Below are 18093 nucleotides of genomic sequence, written 5' to 3'. Positions count from 1 at the left end.
GCAAGACAAAACCAACGCCTCTATTTGAAAATGCGCGGGTCAAACGCGAAATCAAGCTTTTCAGCTTTCTTGATGATCTCTTTCATTTTGGGATGATTTGGGTTCACCACGTAGTTTTTATCACGAGGTGAAATCGTTGAAGGCACTTGCAGTGCGGCAAACTCGGGATGAGGGTCATTGAGAAACTGGTCACCAATGTACTGTGTAGACTCGCTCGCCGGTATTGCTCGCCACGTCACAGGGAGATCTTCTTCATCTAAGGTGGCGATGAGATATTCGGGCATTTCAATACGATATAAATCGTACAGTTTGGTGATAGCTGGATCGTTATTTACGTGAACAAACACTTCCAACGAGCAAAGGGATTCCGATTCAGAGAAGTAGAGGGCTTCGGTTCCTTTTGAGTTCCATCGCCCTCCAAACAACTTTGCGCCAACGGGGCTGAATGGCGTGTCAGCAAATTTCTTTTGTGTGAGACGATAGAGCTTCATATTACGAGAACACCCCGTGCTCTAAACGGCCGATCAAATCTTTGACGATTTCAAAATCCACCGTGGTCGAGACCATGTCTAGCGGCCTTTTTCCACCTAAGCCGTACACATTCTCTCTCATCCATTTTAACGCGCGCTCTTCGTCGTCAAACAACTCTGTCGCGAGTTTCAATAACATCGCTAATCGATAGATTGCATCACTCTCTTGAGTATTAAAACGCTCATCATTTTTAAGACGACGCTTAATTGTACTAACAGGAATCAGTGTCACATGTTGGAATTCACTTTGAGAAAGCTTTACTCGATCAACAATGTTCCGGTATACCTTGGGCTCAAAGCCTTTGTGAACCGCATCAATACGACCCGTTTCAGCATCTTCAATACCTAGCATAAGCCAGAAATTGGCTTTATGAGATTGTTTCGGCTTAAAGCTTTTTAATGCTGCAGTTGCCATATCAAGCTCCTATGGTTCATATAGTCTAGTTATTATGGTTCAAATGAGCTCAACTTTCAATCAAAGTAACAATCAAAGTAAAAAGACAGGTAAAGAAAAAGGCGAGCTTTGCGCCCGCCTCTCTTACTTATTCATCAACTTTGTTTACGCATCTACCGATTTGCATCGTTTCACTTACTACAAGTCAAAACGGTCGGCGTTCATGACTTTCGTCCATGCAGCGATGAAATCGTGGATGAATTTTTCCTGATTATCATCTTGCGCATACACTTCCGCGTACGAACGTAGAATCGAGTTTGAGCCAAAGACAAGATCCACTCGAGTCGCCGTCCATTTCACTTGGTCTGTTTTACGATCACGGATTTCGTACTGATTAGCACTTACCGGTTGCCACATATATGACATGTCAGTAAGGTTCACGAAGAAATCATTCGACAAAGTGCCGACTCGGTCAGTAAATACGCCCTCTTTTCCACCGCCGTAGTTACTGCCTAAAACGCGCATACCACCGATAAGTACCGTCATTTCTGGCGCCGTTAGCCCCATAAGCTGAGCACGATCTAATAAAAGCTCTTCCGGCTTAACCGCGTAGTCTTTCTTCAACCAATTTCGGAAACCGTCAGCAACAGGCTCAAGAACTTCGAACGATTCAACATCCGTCATCTCTTGAGTGGCATCACCTCGGCCTGGCGCGAATGGTACGGAAACATCATGACCTGCGGCACGCGCAGCCAGTTCAATACCTACGTTACCAGCAAGCACGATAGCGTCAGCAACACTACAGCCCTCTTCTGCTGCTATTTTTTCTAGCACAGCAAGAACACGACTTAGACGCTCTGGCTCGTTTCCTTGCCAATCTTTTTGCGGAGCCAAACGAATTCTCGCACCATTTGCGCCGCCTCGGCGGTCAGAGCCACGGTAAGTACGCGCACTATCCCAAGCCGTGCTTACTAGCTCACTAATGGATAGGCCACTTGCTTCGATTTTTGTTTTCACTAAATCGACATCGTAGTCTGTCTTACCTGCAGGCGTTGGGTCTTGCCAAATAAGATCTTCGCTTGGCACATCAGGTCCGAAATAACATGATTTTGGTCCTAGATCGCGGTGTGTCAACTTAAACCAGGCACGAGCAAAAACGTCATCAAAGTACGCTGGGTCATTTTGGAACTTTTCTGCAATCTTGCGATATTCAGGGTCCATTTTGAGCGCCATATCGGCGTCAGTCATGATTGGATTGTAGCGCTTAGAACCGTCTTCAACATCGACAGGCTTGTCTTCTTCTTCAATGTCGATTGGCTCCCACTGCCACGCACCTGCTGGGCTCTTCTTCAGTTCCCAATCGTACTTAAATAGTAGGTGGAAATATCCGTAGTCCCATTGTGTAGGGTGTGTCGTCCAAGCACCTTCAATACCGCTCGTTACCGTGTCACGGCCAATGCCACGTGTTTTGTGGTTAATCCAGCCAAGACCTTGTTCATGAACGTCTGCGGCTTCGGGCTCTGGACCAAGGTTTGCGGCATCACCATTACCATGACACTTACCGACCGTATGACCACCCGCTGTGAGCGCGACAGTTTCTTCATCGTTCATTGCCATTCGCGCAAAGGTCACACGCATGTCATGTGCTGTTTTGAGAGGATCTGGGTTCCCGTCCACCCCTTCTGGGTTGACGTAGATAAGCCCCATCATTACTGCGGCAAGTGGATTTTCTAAATCTCGCTCACCAGAATAGCGGCTGTTATCAGCATCACTTGTGGCTAACCATTCTTGCTCGGAACCCCAGTAGGTGTCCTTTTCGGGATGCCAAATGTCTTCTCGCCCAAAGCCAAAACCAAAGGTCTTAAAGCCCATGGATTCATACGCCATGTTACCGGCAAGGACAATCAGATCGGCCCAACTTAATTTGTTGCCATATTTTTTCTTGATGGGCCATAAAAGGCGGCGAGCCTTATCGAGGTTTGCGTTATCTGGCCAAGAGTTGAGAGGAGCAAAACGCTGGTTGCCTGTCGCAGCGCCGCCACGTCCATCCGCGATACGATAACTACCCGCTGCGTGCCATGCCATTCGGATCATTAAACCGCCGTAATGTCCCCAGTCGGCAGGCCACCAGTCTTGGCTATCAGTCATTAACTCTTTTAAGTCTTTTTTAAGTGCTTCGACATCTAGCTTTTTCAGTTCTTCTTTGTAATTAAAGTCCTGGCCAAATGGGTTGGTTTTGGAGTCGTGTTGATGCAGGATGTCTAAGTTTAAGGCATTCGGCCACCAATCCATCACCGACTTATCTGTAGATGTTTGCCCACCATGCATAACTGGACATTTACCTACCGAACCGCCGTTTGTGTTGCTCATATAATGCTCCTTCGTATCGTGGTTGTGGTAACCACTCTTTGTTATTCAACAAATCGAATATCCACCTCAAACAGCGTAGTTCATACACTGAATTTTTAGTTAACGCCAAGTCAAAATTTCCATATCTCGGCTAATAAATAATTGTTATCAAACATGTACCTATATGCAGAAAATATGGATAGAGATCAGTTTAAGTCCATACCTGAATACTTGATCCCAGACAGCCTCGCCATGTTGTGCTCCCATGTAGCTAAATCATGGCGACTAAATTCATTCAGAGCGTGGTGACCACATGCCCTTGCCATAACTTGCATGAGCTCGACCGAGGATTCGAAGAAATTTTTCAGTTGCTGAGATGACTTTTCGATATCGAGACGCTGCCTCAAATCGGCATTTTGCGTTGCGATTCCCGCAGGGCAATTATTGGTGTTACAAATCCGGGCCGCGACGCAACCGATCGATTGCATCGCACTGCTTGCTATCGCCACTCCGTCTGCCCCAAGTGCCAACGCTTTGACAAAATCCATAGGAACTCGCAACCCACCAGTGATGATTAATGTGACGCGGTCACTTGCGCCTTTTTCATCTAAGTACTTACGTGCGCGAGCTAACGCAGGAATGGTTGGCACGCTAATATGATCACGGAACATAGTTGGCGCCGCGCCCGTGCCACCACCGCGACCATCTAAGATGATGTAATCGGCACCCGCATCGAGCGCAAATTGTATGTCTTGCTCAATATGGTTTGCACTGAGTTTAAAGCCAATTGGAATGCCGCCCGTGATGCCACGGACTCTGTCAGCAAACTTTCTGAAATCGTGAGTAGTATGAAGATCTTTAAATGTTGGCGGTGAGATCGCTGGTTGCCCTTCGGGGATACCTCTCACCTGAGAGATCTTACCCACATTTTTATTTGCTGGAAGATGACCTCCCGTGCCTGTTTTGGCGCCCTGCCCACCTTTAAAATGAAAAGCCTGAACATTAAGAAGCTTAGATTCATCGTAACCAAACTTAGCACTGGCAAGCTCATAGAAATACCGCGAATTTGCAGCTTGTTCTTCAGGTAGCATCCCCCCTTCACCGGAGCAAATCCCAGTCCCTGCCAACTCAGCACCTTTTGCTAGCGCAACTTTCGCCTCTTCCGAGAGTGCGCCAAAACTCATGTCCGACACCAACAAAGGAATAGCGAGCTTGAGCGGCTTACGCGCGTTTGGCCCCACAATCAGCTCAGTTGATACGGGAACGTCTTCTAACAACGGTTGTGTCGCCATTTGCGCCACCATGATTTGTATAGCATCCCAATGTGGTAGCAAATGCCTAGGAACCCCCATTGCAGCCATCGGACCATGATGGCCGAGTTTAGAGAGCCCTTCTCTCGCTAATTGGTGGATAAACTCTAGGGTTGGTTCTTCTTGAGTAGCGGACGCAGTCGGTTTGTCACTTTTCTCTCGCGTTTTCTCAGGGCCTTCTTTGCCGACTTGCTCAGCAGAAAAACGCTTATGTGTTCCATCACAAAATGGGGCATTAGAGGTGTGCTTGCACTGGCAGAGATACGCTTCTTCATCTTTTTCCGCAGTAAAGCTCATTGGCTTTAAGCCTGTTCCCGAATGCGACCCATCGCAATAAGGTTGATTTTTAGAACGTCCACATCGGCAAAAGTAATATTCTTGCCCTTCGGTTAGATTCACTTTAATCGGCTTATTATCGGCGATGATTGGCTTGCTCATGTTGCCCCCTATTTATTATTGTTAACCACGCTTTCTCGCTGGCTTGCAATAAGCGTAGAACAGGAGCGGAAAGAGCGTCAGCGAAACCAGTGTAAAATACGCGATTGTCGCTTGCCTCACCTATACTCTTTATGGGTCTCATACACGTGGAGGCTATATGACGATTGCAACCCGATTAGATGAATATTTGACTGAGCATAACATTCACTTTCAAACCGTGAATCACAGCCACAGTCATAGCTCGCTACAAAGTGGTGTTGCCGCAGGTGTGCCTTTAATGAATATCGCAAAAGGCGTCATTCTTGAGGATCATGAAGGGCATCATATGATGGCAGTCTTACCTGCCAACAACAAAATCAGTTTGTCGAGATTAAACGATGAATTTAACGCTACTTTCCACTTGGTGAAAGAGCGTATGGTTTACCGACTCTTCACTGATTGTGAGCACGGCGCGATTCCACCGATTGGTAGTCCTTACCACATGTCGACCGTTTGTGATGAAAGATTAGCAAACTTGGAACATGTCTATCTTGAAGCCGGCGATCATGAAACTCTGATTAAGCTAGATAGAAAGGCATTTAAAGAGCTAATGAACGACTGCAAATACTTAAGATTCAGCAGTGAAGTTCTGCATTAAACTTCCAAAAATCTGTCGACATTTCGTGAAAAAGGCTCTTTCAAAAAGAACCTTTCTTTCTCTATTGGCAGCGCGTGGTGGAAACTTCCCGACCTTAGGTAATCCGCAATTCAGAACACATAGAAACCAAAAAAGCCGCCCGTTTGGGCGGTTTTTATCAATCCAACCACTATCGAACAAATATCTTTTGAATCGCTTTTATCGCCATAGCTCTGCGACGCATTAATGCCCCCGTCCTTGGTAGCCATTTCGGCGTGTGGAGTACGGTTTTCGCGTGGCTAAAGGTTCTGAATCCTTCCACTCCGTGATAATGACCAATGCCTGATTCACCAACGCCACCGAAAGGCGCATCTTCAGCGCCAACGTGTAATACCGTGTCGTTAATGCCGACGCTGCCACTGTGTGTGTTGCGTACAATATGTCTGATGGTCGATTTGTTGTCCGACATAACATACAGCGCAAGTGGTCGCTGGTGCTGATTAATGTAGTCAATCGCTTCCTCAACGGTATTGTAGGGCTTGATGGGTAGAAATGGCCCAAATATTTCCTCTTGCATGATACGCATATCTGCCGACACATCTGTGATCAAATGAGGATACAAAAGCCTTTCCTGTTGAGGTGACGCTTCAACAGTATGGAGGCTTGCGCCCTGAGCTTTGGCATCCTCAAGTAGCGCAGTCAAACGATCATACTGTCGTTGATTGATAATATGGGTCAGCTTTTGACTCTTGTTGGATTTCAAATAGAGTTTTTCAAAACGTTTTAAGAACAGCGTGATGAACTCTTCGACGCGTTCTTGTGGTACAAACGCGTAATCAGGCGCCACACAAATCTGGCCGGCATTGATGCATTTACCAAACAAAATCGCATCAACGGTTTTCTTCATGTCTGCATCTTCTGCAATGATCACCGGAGACTTCCCACCCAGTTCTAACGTCACTGGAGTCAGGTTTTCAGCCGCTGCTTTTGCCACAGCGCGACCAACATTTGTCGAGCCAGTAAACAAAAGATGATCGAATGGCAGTTGGCTGAATGATTGTGCAACGTCCGCTTCACCTTCAAATACTTCGACATATTCAGACAACTCGCGACAAATATTGACGATGACTTTATTGGTTTTGGGCGTAAATTCGCTGAGCTTCATCATCACACGGTTACCTGCGGCCAAAGCAGTAACTAAAGGCGCAAGGCTCAAAATAACAGGAAAATTCCACGGCGAAATGATCCCGACCACGCCGAGTGGCTGATACTGAACGGTCACTTTCGACGGAGCAAGCAACAGACCGGATTCACGCTTACTTGGTTTGCACCACTTTTTTAGCTGCTTGAGGGTGTAATTGATGTGCGAGACCGTCGGCAAAACGTCGGTCATGGCGGTATCAAATTCGGAACGATAGCCAAAATCGTCACTCAGCGCTTCCACCAATGCTTGTTTATTCGCAATCAGAGCTTGTTTTAGCAAGACAAGGCGCTGCTTACGTTCATCCAGACTAGGATAAGGTTCGGCGGCATACGCTGCTTTTAAGCGATCAAGGCTTTGTTGTAACAGGTTGTCCACTTCAACCTCTGCGATTGCGTTCATGATGCTTCTCCTAACCTAGTTTCAACCAATGACGCTCCAAATTAACACGAGCGCAACAATGTTACTATTGTAGCGCTCGCGAAATTAGAGTTCGAACTCTGATTGAAATATCAGTGGGTTTGGAGCTAAGTCAGACGCAACTCATAAATGCCGAGCCGTTGAGAGCGGTCAAGCGTCTCGAACTCGTGATCAACGTATTCTTTTAATGTAGCACCAGCACGCTCAGCAATATTGATGCTGGCAATGTTGTCTTCCATACAGTGGAATTGGATGAATTGCGCGTGCCCTTTCTGCTTCAAAAAAGGAATCAACACCGCGAGTACTTGGTCGATCACTCGGTGTCCTCGCCCATTGTTGGCAAGCCAATAGCCAATCTCAGTGACGCGTGTGTGCGAATCCACACCTTTTATGCCAATAACACCCGTAAACTGCTCATCAAAATAAATCGCGCACCAGTGGGCATCTAACGCTTTGCTGTTCACGCGCTGAGAGATGTAGTTCACCGCTTCTCTGCGGTTGGTCACAAAGTCCGTCCAAGGCAAATAGCCAGAGAGGCTGTTTCGATACGTGTTCACCACTTCCAGTAAAACGGTCGCGTGTTTGGTGGTGAGAGGCTCAATTGAGACCCTTTCTGAAACAGAAAAACTGGCCTGCATGCTATTTCCTTGATACGCCTTTGGGCACATGACCTCATCCATCCACTTTATCCCTTTTTTCAGTAAACACTACTCACAAATCCTACCGCCTCATTGCGCTGAGAACAAACTTCCATATTCATTATGTCAAACGTGCTTAAAAGGATGGCGTTCTCGTCTAGTCTGTTTGTTCAATCAACGTAAATGGCGTCAACGATTCCACATCTACGTAATGCCTCCACACATGTTCGTAAAGGTGGTGCTGATTTGCAAACGGGGCTAGTCGCTTTGCTTCTTCAAGCGTACACCAACAATACTCAGTGTGTTCTTCGTTAAGTACAACCGATTGGTTAGGTGGACAAAATAATACGAAGCATGGAATAACCATGATGCGGTTATTTTTTGCTTCGTAGAACTGTTCTAGAAAGTCTGCAGTATGTAACTCAACATCGTCAATTTGCGTCTCTTCTTTCAGTTCTCTGAGAATAGTTTGCCATCCGGTTTCACCGGCCTCTACACCACCAGCAACATGGCACCAATAACCACCTTTAACACGTTTGAGCAACAGCATTTTATCGACGCCATCAATTTTAGAAATGACAACGCCAGAAGTATGCGTCGCTTGTACTGGGATCATGTATGCTCCTTAAATATCTAGATATTTCCTAGATGCGCTCCATGCGCGAATGAAAGATAGGGTTGCTTGAGACTCCATAGTCTACTACTTATTCTCACTCTCGGCAGATGTGTTTGAATATCACGGATCATTTTGTGAGCTGAGTATGCTAAAGTGCGATCTGTCGCAACAAATGAGCAGTAAAATGTCTAATTCATTCAACACTCTGGTTCCCATTGGTGTGCGCTTTATGGTGCTCTCCGCATTCGGTTTCGCGCTAATGTCTGCCACAGTAAAGCATGTCAGTCTTCATGGTATCCCTGTATTTGAGATTGTTGCAGCGAGGGCACTCGTCTCACTTGTTATCAGCTATTTAGATGTTAAGCGAAAACGAATTTCTGTATGGGGCAATAATAAGCCATTACTGTTTGCGCGTGGCGCAGTGGGCACCATGGCATTGATGTGCGTATATTATTCGGTGACTACCTTACCTTTGGCAGAAGCGACCATCTTCCAATACATTCACCCAGTATTTACTGCGCTCCTAGCCGTCTTTTTCTTGAAGGAACGCATTCAACCATCGACGTTCCTTTGCATTGCCTTGTGTTTACTCGGCATCTATATAATGGTAAGTCCAGAAACAGGACAAGAAGCAGAGCGCACTTTACCTATGTTTAGCGTAATGATTGCAATCTTGGGCGCATTTGGTAGCTCAATTGCTTATGTCATTGTTAGAAAACTTAGCCAAACTGAAGATAGTTCAGTGATCATTTTCTATTTCCCTCTGGTTGCTCTACCCGCTTCACTCTTACTGATTGGCGATGATTTTGTTATGCCCGACCTGTATCTGACTTTCATGTTGGTTTTGGTTGGTGTATTCACCCAAGTTGGGCAATTGGGATTAACCAAAGCAATGCAAACTCAGCAAGCGGGCAAAGCGTCTGCTTACTCGTATATTCAGATCGTATTTTCTGTGTTGTTAGGCATCATTTTCTTCGGCGAAATCCCGCTCATCTGGACGTACATCGGTGGTGCACTAATTGTAGCGGGCGCACTCATTAACGTATTTGGCCACCATTTGCGATTGCCATTCGTTAAGCGCAGCGCTTAACCCTTCAGCCCCAAAGCGAGATAACACTAAAACGTAAAAAGCCAGAGTCGACTCTGGCTTTCTTTTTATGTTTAAACTGACGTTAAGCGGATAACTTTAATCCAGCGATACCAGCTACAATAAGCAATAAACTCAGCAATTTTATTAGCGTCGCGGGCTCGTTAAATATGTAGATACTGACGATTGCCGTTCCAATCGCTCCTATACCTACCCAAACGCCGTAAGCGATACCGAGTGGTAGCGTCCTTAATGCAATTCCAAGTAACCAAAAGCTCAACACCATAAACGTAACGGTAAAGCCAGATGCTGCCAATTTGGTAAAACCTTGTGAGTATTTTAGTCCGACAGCCCATGCTACTTCGCATAAGCCAGCAATGAAGAGAATTCCCCAAGCCATGTCATATTTCCCAACGAGATAGGGTCGTCCCCGAGAAAAGATAGAGCGGTGAGGTCGTCCTCACTTCTTTGTGACTCGCTATTATATACAGAAAATTGAACGTAAAAAAATAAGGCCCTGATATTTCAGGGCCTCTTTACATAAAAATCGCTAGGGCTTAGCGATGATGAATACGGTACCATCCGTCAACGTAAAGCTAACCTCACTGGTTTTCTTTCCGATACCGGATAAACTGCACTCGTTATCGTTATCACACGGCGTATTTGAAATAACATTCCACACGCCATTCATCAAGCCAGAACCAGTAATAATCGCCGTCCATGTTTTACCATTGTTGATTGATTGTGTAGTAACTTCATCAGATGGTGGAGCTTCTTGTCCTACATAACTTGCTTCCACATTCAAGTTACTGTAACTGCTGTAAGCGTACACGCCAATGTGCCACGTTCCTTCATTCGGAGAAGTAATACTACATGTTTCATTACTGTTGCTACTGTATGAGCGACAATCGTAGCTAGTTAAACTTGGTTCACTTCCCAGCTTAACGTAAAGATCCGCATCGCCGTTTACTCCCGATGTGGTAACAATAAAATCTGAACTGTTGGTAGGCACATCAATCGTAAAACAATGCCACTCACCAGTAGATGAAGAGTCTATGTTGCTGGAAACACCATTGTTTAGGGCGATAGCCTCACACGTGCTAGATGGTGGCTCGACGACTCCGCCATCAACTGAAACACCGACCTGAGCAAAAGCGTCGGCTACATCATTCGCCGCCACGTTTAAGCTTTGGGCGGCGGCCAATACACCCGCAGCTGCAGAGTCAAACGTTTCGCTTGGCGTCCAGTAGTTCTGGTTAGCGTACGCAAAAACCTCGAACGCCTGTCGCGTTCCCCAATTGTACTCAACCGCCAATAGATAAAACGCTTTGTTAAACACACCACTTGAATAATGCACATCCATGCCACTCACATACTGAGACGCATGATCAATTGAACGACCATCAAGGGGCGGATTACCCATGTAGCGCAACGCCGCATTGGCAGCCTTTCTAATATCGTACCCAACTTTCCAATCGTTAGAACCACGTGAATAGAATTCAGCCGCCTTACCTGCCATATCTGAGAAAGCCTCATTGATTCCGCCAGATTGCTCTGAATAAATCAGATCAGAGTTTTGTTCTGTAAATCCATGGCTAACCTCGTGCGCTGAGACATCTAAACTCACTAAAGGATAGAAATAACTCGCACCGTCGCCAAAAGTCATGCTCGAGCCATTCCAAAAGGCGTTTTCATAGCGTTTGCGGTAATGCACTCGCATTTGAAGCTGAAACGTTAAGGGAGCAGTATTCAGCCAATCTTTGTACATGTCGTATACCACTTTGCCAAAGTAATGCGCATCGTTTAATGGGCTGTACGCTCCATTAATTTCTTTAACACTATTGGTTGGACAAACGAACGTATGTGTATTGCCAGACGTCCTACCATTCAAGTTGATGGTTTTGACCACGCCAGGAATGTCCATCAAACACGTATCACCGGATTGCTGGACTAATAGAGACTCAAAGTCCACACCATAATGATAACGACCAATTTTTTGGTTTCCTCCCGGACCATTCGCTTCTACGTGCGCTAACCCTTCATATTGCAGCAAAATGTTTCCTGTTTTAGCATCAACAAGAAAGGTGGGACGCGTAGGCTTACCACCATGCTCATTATCAGCAAAAAACTGGACAATATAAGCTAAGTGCGCCACGTCACTTTTATCGACATAAATACGCAAACCTTGGCGCTGATTCTCTATTTGGTATCCGTTTTCACGGTACGGCTTTTGCGTTGAAGACATTGCTTGAGAAAGCGACAATTTAGGCACCATATCATTGATATCTCGGGCAATATCCTTTACGAGAGTGCCGTTGATATGCTTGATTTGGCCCTGTTTATCACGATGTACGACAATTTGCTTGCCCCAAATCGGGACGCCTTTAAACATCTGCTGATAACGACTATGCGTACCGCCGTTTTTACCTTGGTTGGTTTTCAGCTTTTGTACACGATTTCCATTTTGTAAACCTAACACACGATCTATATTTTGTGTGGCTGCAAGGTTGCGTTTTTCTAAAGCAACAACAAGACCATGGTTTTGCTCTAGCCGTTCGGACTGAGCGGCGGATAAAGATGTTGAAAAAAGAAGTGGTGAAGCAAGCATTGCCGTGACAAATAGCCTGCTCTGATAGTTTAATACTGAACCCATCGGTTAGCCCCCTATTTTGCATCAATAGCAAAGCCAAACTGACCAGTTCTTATTTGTTTGTTTCTCACCCAAAAGTGAAGTCAAACTTATCGTAATCATCCCGCTCATTGATTTTAGCACACACAATCATACAGCTTATGTTTTAGTGCCATTTCATCTATTAAAAACGACACCGTTTTTTAACAATTTGCATATAACCTTTTGGTGTTGAAAGTGTTGCGTTTATTGCACAAATCACACAAAAACTAATTGAACATGTAAATATGAAAACGTTTGTGTGATTGATATCGCTTAAAACAATTACTGATGACTTTAATATTCAGCCGAATCAATTATAAGGTATGACGTACCCATGAAAACAATCAAAACCTCTATCGCTCTCCTGGTTGGCGCCGCTCTATTATCTGGATGTAATGACGACACTGAATACGTCAATGTTCAGCCTAAAGAAGTAAAAATAGCGACTTACAACCTCTCTTTTGACCGTGCAACTTTTGAAGCTTTAGTGAGTGAAATGCAAATTGAACCAGCGCAGCAAACTGTATTGGTTACTGCCTATTTAGACGGTTCTATCGCCGCTGAAGACAAAACCACTGCGGAAAAAGTCATTCAAATTCGGAACGTTGCTGCGATTATTCAGAAGAATCGCCCTGATGTTCTTATGATGGCGGAATACAACAACGACGGAACAGGCGAAAATAAAGCTGCCCTTGAAGGCTTCCAGAAGAACTACCTGTCTGTCGCGCAAAGCATCAATGGTGCAGGCGGTGAAGCGAACCTTGAACCTATCGAATATCCTTACGCGGAGTCTTACTCTACCAACACAGGTTTGCTAAGCGAGTTTGACCTCGACAACAATGGAACAGCAGGTCAAATGCCGGGCGATGCATGGGGCTTTGGCATGTACCACGGTCAATACGCCTTTGCCCTAATGTCTAAATACAAGATTGATACGGCAAATACGCGCACGTTTCAAGCGTTTAAATGGAAAGATATGGAAGGTGCGAAGATTCCAACCATTACTATCTGTGACGGCTCACAAAAAATTCCAGATGGCATGAAGTGTGGTGATGAGTGGTACTCTGCAGAAGAATGGGATCAAGTACGCCTATCTTCTAAAAACCACGTAGATGCACCAATTATCATTCCGACTCGCAATGGCGAGGAAGTTGTGCATCTACTGATGTCGCACCCTACTCCACCAGTATTCGACCCAGGTAAAAACAAAGCGCAAAACGCAGCCGAAGTAGAGTTCTGGCATCACTATATTCAAGGTAAAGACTATTTCTACGACGATGCTGGTAAGAAAGGCGGCTTAGCGAGCGGGGCTAAATTCGTAATGATGGGCGATCAAAACCTTGATCCAGTAGCCGGTGACGGTATTAGCTCTGTTATGCAAGAACTGCATAATGATCCATTGGTTAACCAAACCGTGATGAATGGTGAGCTTTATCCGACAAGCTTTGGGGCAGCCGAGCACGCTGTTGACCGCAGCTCCACTCACCCATATCCGAATCGCATCACTTCGACGTTTGGCTTAGGTGTAGATTATGCCTTGCCTTCTGCAAACCTAAATTTGGTGGACTCTGGTGTATACTGGTCAGCTTCTTATGAAGAAGGTCGTAAGCTATTTAACGATGCGCGTATCGGCAAGTATGGTGATGGCAAAGATGTGTCTTCCGACCATCGCATGATCTGGATTAAAGCACAGTTCTAAACTATGTCATTTAAATAAAAAAAGCCAACCACAAGGATTCGTGATTGGCTGTATATATTTGTGAACAAAGTGGTTCACTAACAACGTCAGTTGGCTAGGTGACCCTCGGCTTAGAAAGGGTCATTCATACTAAAGCATGAGACGTGCCAACTTTGTAGCGCACAAAAACAGGTTGTTATTTAATCACTTTCATTAAAACTTCACCAATAGCCACTGTTTGCTCACGCAATGAATTGCAATTTGCAAATTATTATTGGCATTTCGCAATAAACCCTACCATTAACTTTTGTTCTATGGCTTCCTAGCCAAATCACGTACGAGGATTAATGCGAGTCCGAATACTTGCAAGAAGAGCCCGATATTCTTGTACCAAGCGATCTTTTCATCTTGCTTTGCCATTAGCTCATTGAGCTCTACATTCTCAATGTAATAGTCATCAATGCGATCTCTATACGAAGCTTGTGCTTGGTTTATCTTTGACATTAGCTGAGGGAGTTTATCTATTTGTATTTCATCCGATTCGTGATGAGTCCAAGAGGATAAGTGCCCTTCCAATATCTGTTCTATCTCCGAAGGTATCGCTGCGCTCTGACCTATGTGCAAGTGAAGCAGCAACGCCTCTCTTTTTCTTTCTAGAGTTTCAACGCTATTCCACGCGAGTTGGATGGAGTACAAGTTTTCCGCCTTTTGCTCTGCGAGTTGCGAATACTGTTTGCCAAGCCTATCAAGGACCAAGCTAGTAAGAACGATCGCGCCAATATTCAGTACTAACCCAATCAGAACGAGTACCCATGGCGGCGGGATATAGCTACGAAGACTTACCATAACTTATCGTACGGAAGATAAATCATATTCAGCACAACCAGAGAAAGTATCACTAGGAATGTCACCTGCATGCCCCTAACACGCCTTTTAAAGTCCTCTTTCAATATACCTCGAGCATGGATAATTCGACCGATCACGAAAATAATGCCTGTGAGATGTATCCAGGTTGGGTAAGCACTATTGAATTCTAATAGTGCCATTAGAATCAGAGTAATGGGGATATACTCTGTCGCGTTACTCTGTGCACTACGAGCGATTTGGAGAGCCTCCACTCCTCCGTCAGCATAAGCAACCTGATTTAAGCGACGCTGCTTAATCACTTGAACGGCCAACCAAATAATCAGTATTGCAAGAATGCTAGCGTATAGAGCTGTGATCATATGTCGTCCTTTTTGATCCGGTTTTCATTATATAGCGTGTCACTTGGCTATAAATATAGCGGTATCCTAATGATAATGCGTCAATTAACCTCAAATTATGCTTTGACTCGAATATAAGAAAACGAGTAAGAGAATACTTTATGGAACTAAAAACGCCCTCGAATAGAGGGCGTCAGAGTGAAATCGTGAATATTCAAGAATGGTGCACTATAAAGGATGATTGGCCAGCTTTTTACGCTTATGCCCTTTGACAATACTTTCAAAGATTGTAAATAACAGCCCCACCCAAATAAAGGCAAAAGTCACTGCTTTAACTTCATCAAACAGTTCACCGAAAAACATCACAGCCAAAACAAATTGCAAGCTTGGTTCAATATATTGCATTAAACCAACTGTCGATAAGTTTGTTATACGTATCGCGATAGAATAAAAAATCAGTGGTAAAAGCGTGATCGGTGCGCTGCCAAAGTACAAAAGCAATGTTGTGATATCTACGCCTGAAGCCAACTCACCCACTGTCCATTGTTTGTAAAACAAATACGCCACGGCAACTGGAGTCAATAGCAGGGCCTCAACAAACAAGGTGGTGCTCCAGTCGTATGCTATCTTCTTCTTGTACAAGCCATACAAAGCAAAGAACAACCCCATCGTTAGTGCGATAACAGGCAACTGGCCATAATGAATCACTTGATACATCACACCAATTGTTGCTAGCACAATTGCGATGAGTTTACCTTTTGAAAGCTTATCTCCAAGAATAAACACGCCTAGCGCCACTGACACTAACGGTCCAATAAAAAAGCCTAAGCTTGCATCAATGACTCGATGGTGAGTCAAAGCCCAAGTGAACGCACTCCATGAAATACACATCAAACTGCTCGCGACAAACGTGTACCACAAAGATTTTTTGTCACACCAGATTTCTTTCCAATTCGGTCCTCGACGGGTTATACCAAGCACAATTAAAAAACCGACCGGAACTGAGCCGATGATTCGCCATGCCAGCAACTCATCCATTGAAGCATTCGGTAAATAACGATAATAAATGGGTAGCAGCCCCCAAATTACAAAGGAGAATGCTGCCATAAAAGTGCCATAACGAGTGTTATTCATAAAACTATCGCTCATCTAAACGAATAAGTCAGCGCAAACAAATCGCGCTATGCATGATAAAAGGAGATCGATATCCCTGTGAGTTTAAGATGCTGAGGGCATTACTGGTTCAACGCTTGTACTACTGCTGTAAACCCACTCACAAAACACAACATAAGTGCTCCAAACCGAATTTTTTCTTTTGGTAACGATTGGGTGGTTTTCATCGCGAGCCAATACCCAAGTGCTGCCGCAGGTAATAGCGGAATAGTAATCACCAAATGGTGTAATGCGAAGAAACCAGCGGGAATTTGAACAACGAGCGAAATGATGGAACTAAAAACAAAAAATGCCGATAGGTTACCACGTAACTGATTCGCTTCTTGATGTTGCAACAACAGCGCCATCGGTGGGCCTCCAATCGCCGAACTGGTACCAAACAATCCAGAAAAGAATCCTGCTAATGTCATACGCGCTGGTGTGGGTTCAACCCGAAACGGTAAAACACTCACCACAACCGCGAATAACACCAAAAAACCAATCCAAAGTGTAAGAGCTTGAGTCGAGACAAAAAACAGTAGCAAGCCGCCAGCGACCGATCCGGGCACACGCCCAATCAATGCCATTTTTAAACCGCCGATTTCAACACTACTGCGGTGCTTCATCGCATTCATCAACGAAATAAATAACGCGACTAAACAGATTGGTGCAGGCACATACTCCGGCGCCCAAAGAATCAGTAAAGGTGCGGCAACAATTGCCAAGCCAAAGCCTATTGCGGTTTGTACATAAGAGCCAAGAAATATTAGCCCTATCGCAAGCAAGTTTATCGAATCGAATTCCATTTAGATTATTCTTATATTTGAAAGCCAAACACGAAAGCAAAGCACATTCGCACAATGAATGCGTCGAGTGTGTTGTGATATGAATCTCGCGTAGCATTCATCAAAGTGAACAAAAAGACAATCCATTTGTGCGGTTTGCCGTCACTTCTTTTCGTCTTTCATTCAGCCGATGTACGCGTATGCTTATATCTAGGCGAATTCATGCTCGACTGTTCATGCAGCATTTCTTCCACGGAATTAATGACTGCTCAAAAACGGCCGCATTAGATCTTTGAACCCTCCTCCCGCTCTATATAGGCGTAGCCGATTCTCACTACGTCGGTATAGCACTTTATGACTCATCGCTTTATACTATTGATCATTTTGTCATTACCGTACTTATTTACACAACAACAAGTGTAAGGTCAGTGTTACTTTTTCTACCTTTAACTTGCTGTGAAAATAATATGAGAAAACAAACTGGATTTACTCTAATAGAGTTAGTCGTAGTTATTGTCGTGCTCGGCATTCTTGCTGTCACTGCCGCACCACGCTTTTTAAACCTTCAAAGTGATGCGCGTGAAGCGCGTTTAGAAGGCATGAAGGGCGCGATTGCATCAGCGCTCGGTGTCGGTTATGGGAAAATGGCGATTGCAGGGTTGGAGAGCAAAGCATACGTTGCAAATTTTGATAATAAATTCACCAAAGCAGAGCTGCCTTTCGAAGGCTGTACTATTGGCGCCAACAAGCGATGCGTCTTCTTATACGGATACCCTGATGCAGATGAGACTGCTTTGGGGTTGCTTGTTAATGAACTTGAACATCAGTACGGTACAACAGATTGGAAAATTGAGGCTTTTGAAGATAAAAGGCTCGTAGCAATAATGGCAAGAGATGACAAGAGTGCGTCAAAAGAGAAGTGCAGTATCATTTATGGTCCACCACTTAGAGAAAACCAAGACTATACTCTAGTAATTAATCATTGTTCTTAAAACAACAGGGC

At 44.8% G+C, this 18093-nt stretch carries 17 protein-coding genes; 4 read left to right on the top strand and 13 right to left on the bottom strand.

What is annotated here, in order from left to right; all coding sequences use genetic code 11:
• Positions 1–20: 20 nt before the first annotated feature.
• The 4 genes from D8S93_RS18090 to D8S93_RS18075 all read right to left on the bottom strand — a co-directional run bounded on the left by D8S93_RS18090 (position 21) and on the right by D8S93_RS18075 (position 5021).
• Positions 21–491, bottom strand: a complete 471-nt coding sequence (locus D8S93_RS18090) for an RES family NAD+ phosphorylase (protein ID WP_005376497.1) — start codon at positions 489–491, stop codon at positions 21–23.
• Between the two features lies 1 nt (position 492).
• Positions 493–945: an antitoxin Xre/MbcA/ParS toxin-binding domain-containing protein gene (locus tag D8S93_RS18085; protein WP_006742299.1), complete on the bottom strand. Its 453-nt coding sequence runs from the start codon at positions 943–945 to the stop codon at positions 493–495.
• 177 nt (positions 946–1122) lie between these two features.
• Positions 1123–3294 (bottom strand): catalase/peroxidase HPI, encoded by a 2172-nt coding sequence (gene katG, locus D8S93_RS18080; protein WP_152814591.1) that lies wholly within the window; start codon positions 3292–3294, stop codon positions 1123–1125.
• Between the two features lie 185 nt (positions 3295–3479).
• Positions 3480–5021: a glutamate synthase-related protein gene (locus D8S93_RS18075; protein ID WP_152814589.1), complete on the bottom strand. Its 1542-nt coding sequence runs from the start codon at positions 5019–5021 to the stop codon at positions 3480–3482.
• A 157-nt stretch (positions 5022–5178) separates the two neighbouring features.
• Between D8S93_RS18075 and D8S93_RS18070 the strand changes: the two genes are divergently transcribed.
• Entirely contained in the window at positions 5179–5658 is a 480-nt protein-coding gene (locus tag D8S93_RS18070) for an aminoacyl-tRNA deacylase (protein ID WP_006742302.1), read from the top strand.
• A 169-nt stretch (positions 5659–5827) separates the two neighbouring features.
• Here D8S93_RS18070 and D8S93_RS18065 read toward each other — a convergent pair whose 3' ends face one another.
• The 3 genes from D8S93_RS18065 to D8S93_RS18055 all read right to left on the bottom strand — a co-directional run bounded on the left by D8S93_RS18065 (position 5828) and on the right by D8S93_RS18055 (position 8512).
• Positions 5828–7240 (bottom strand): coniferyl aldehyde dehydrogenase, encoded by a 1413-nt coding sequence (locus D8S93_RS18065; RefSeq protein WP_152814587.1) that lies wholly within the window; start codon positions 7238–7240, stop codon positions 5828–5830.
• Positions 7241–7365: 125 nt separating this feature from the next.
• Positions 7366–7938: a GNAT family N-acetyltransferase gene (locus D8S93_RS18060; protein ID WP_193621641.1), complete on the bottom strand. Its 573-nt coding sequence runs from the start codon at positions 7936–7938 to the stop codon at positions 7366–7368.
• Positions 7939–8053: 115 nt separating this feature from the next.
• Positions 8054–8512 carry an NUDIX hydrolase gene (locus D8S93_RS18055; RefSeq protein ID WP_006742305.1) on the bottom strand — a complete coding sequence of 153 codons (459 nt, stop codon included), beginning with the start codon at positions 8510–8512 and terminating at the stop codon, positions 8054–8056.
• A gap of 184 nt (positions 8513–8696) precedes the next feature.
• Between D8S93_RS18055 and D8S93_RS18050 the strand changes: the two genes are divergently transcribed.
• Entirely contained in the window at positions 8697–9602 is a 906-nt protein-coding gene (locus D8S93_RS18050) for a DMT family transporter (protein WP_005395238.1), read from the top strand.
• 82 nt (positions 9603–9684) lie between these two features.
• Here D8S93_RS18050 and D8S93_RS18045 read toward each other — a convergent pair whose 3' ends face one another.
• Together D8S93_RS18045 and D8S93_RS18040 are read right to left on the bottom strand one after the other, a co-directional pair.
• Complete coding sequence (locus tag D8S93_RS18045) at positions 9685–9999, bottom strand: DMT family transporter (RefSeq protein WP_005395239.1); 315 nt, start codon at positions 9997–9999, stop codon at positions 9685–9687.
• A gap of 150 nt (positions 10000–10149) precedes the next feature.
• Positions 10150–12252 carry a M4 family metallopeptidase gene (locus tag D8S93_RS18040; RefSeq protein WP_152814585.1) on the bottom strand — a complete coding sequence of 701 codons (2103 nt, stop codon included), beginning with the start codon at positions 12250–12252 and terminating at the stop codon, positions 10150–10152.
• Between the two features lie 352 nt (positions 12253–12604).
• Here D8S93_RS18040 and D8S93_RS18030 point away from each other — a divergent pair, with 352 nt between their 5' ends.
• A complete protein-coding gene (locus D8S93_RS18030; protein WP_152814583.1) occupies positions 12605–13969 on the top strand; it encodes an endonuclease/exonuclease/phosphatase family protein in 1365 nt (454 codons plus the stop codon).
• Between the two features lie 291 nt (positions 13970–14260).
• On the opposite strand, the gene D8S93_RS18025 is transcribed toward D8S93_RS18030, so the two are convergent.
• The 4 genes from D8S93_RS18025 to D8S93_RS18010 all read right to left on the bottom strand — a co-directional run bounded on the left by D8S93_RS18025 (position 14261) and on the right by D8S93_RS18010 (position 17111).
• On the bottom strand, positions 14261–14794 hold the full coding sequence (locus tag D8S93_RS18025; RefSeq protein WP_152814581.1) for a DNA mismatch repair protein: 534 nt from the start codon (positions 14792–14794) through the stop codon (positions 14261–14263).
• Positions 14788–15174: an MAPEG family protein gene (locus D8S93_RS18020; protein WP_152814579.1), complete on the bottom strand. Its 387-nt coding sequence runs from the start codon at positions 15172–15174 to the stop codon at positions 14788–14790. Before D8S93_RS18020 ends, D8S93_RS18025 begins: the two co-directional genes overlap by 7 nt.
• A gap of 207 nt (positions 15175–15381) precedes the next feature.
• Positions 15382–16287: an EamA family transporter RarD gene (gene rarD, locus D8S93_RS18015; protein ID WP_109169905.1), complete on the bottom strand. Its 906-nt coding sequence runs from the start codon at positions 16285–16287 to the stop codon at positions 15382–15384.
• A 101-nt stretch (positions 16288–16388) separates the two neighbouring features.
• Positions 16389–17111: a sulfite exporter TauE/SafE family protein gene (locus tag D8S93_RS18010; RefSeq protein ID WP_085343729.1), complete on the bottom strand. Its 723-nt coding sequence runs from the start codon at positions 17109–17111 to the stop codon at positions 16389–16391.
• A gap of 446 nt (positions 17112–17557) precedes the next feature.
• Between D8S93_RS18010 and D8S93_RS18005 the strand changes: the two genes are divergently transcribed.
• Positions 17558–18082 carry a prepilin-type N-terminal cleavage/methylation domain-containing protein gene (locus D8S93_RS18005; RefSeq protein ID WP_152814577.1) on the top strand — a complete coding sequence of 175 codons (525 nt, stop codon included), beginning with the start codon at positions 17558–17560 and terminating at the stop codon, positions 18080–18082.
• Positions 18083–18093 lie beyond the last annotated feature (11 nt).

Source organism: Vibrio sp. VGrn 2 (assembly GCF_009361695.1).
Classification (GTDB): Bacteria; Pseudomonadota; Gammaproteobacteria; order Enterobacterales; family Vibrionaceae; genus Vibrio; species Vibrio diabolicus.
This window is presented reverse-complemented; position numbering and strand designations above follow the sequence as displayed.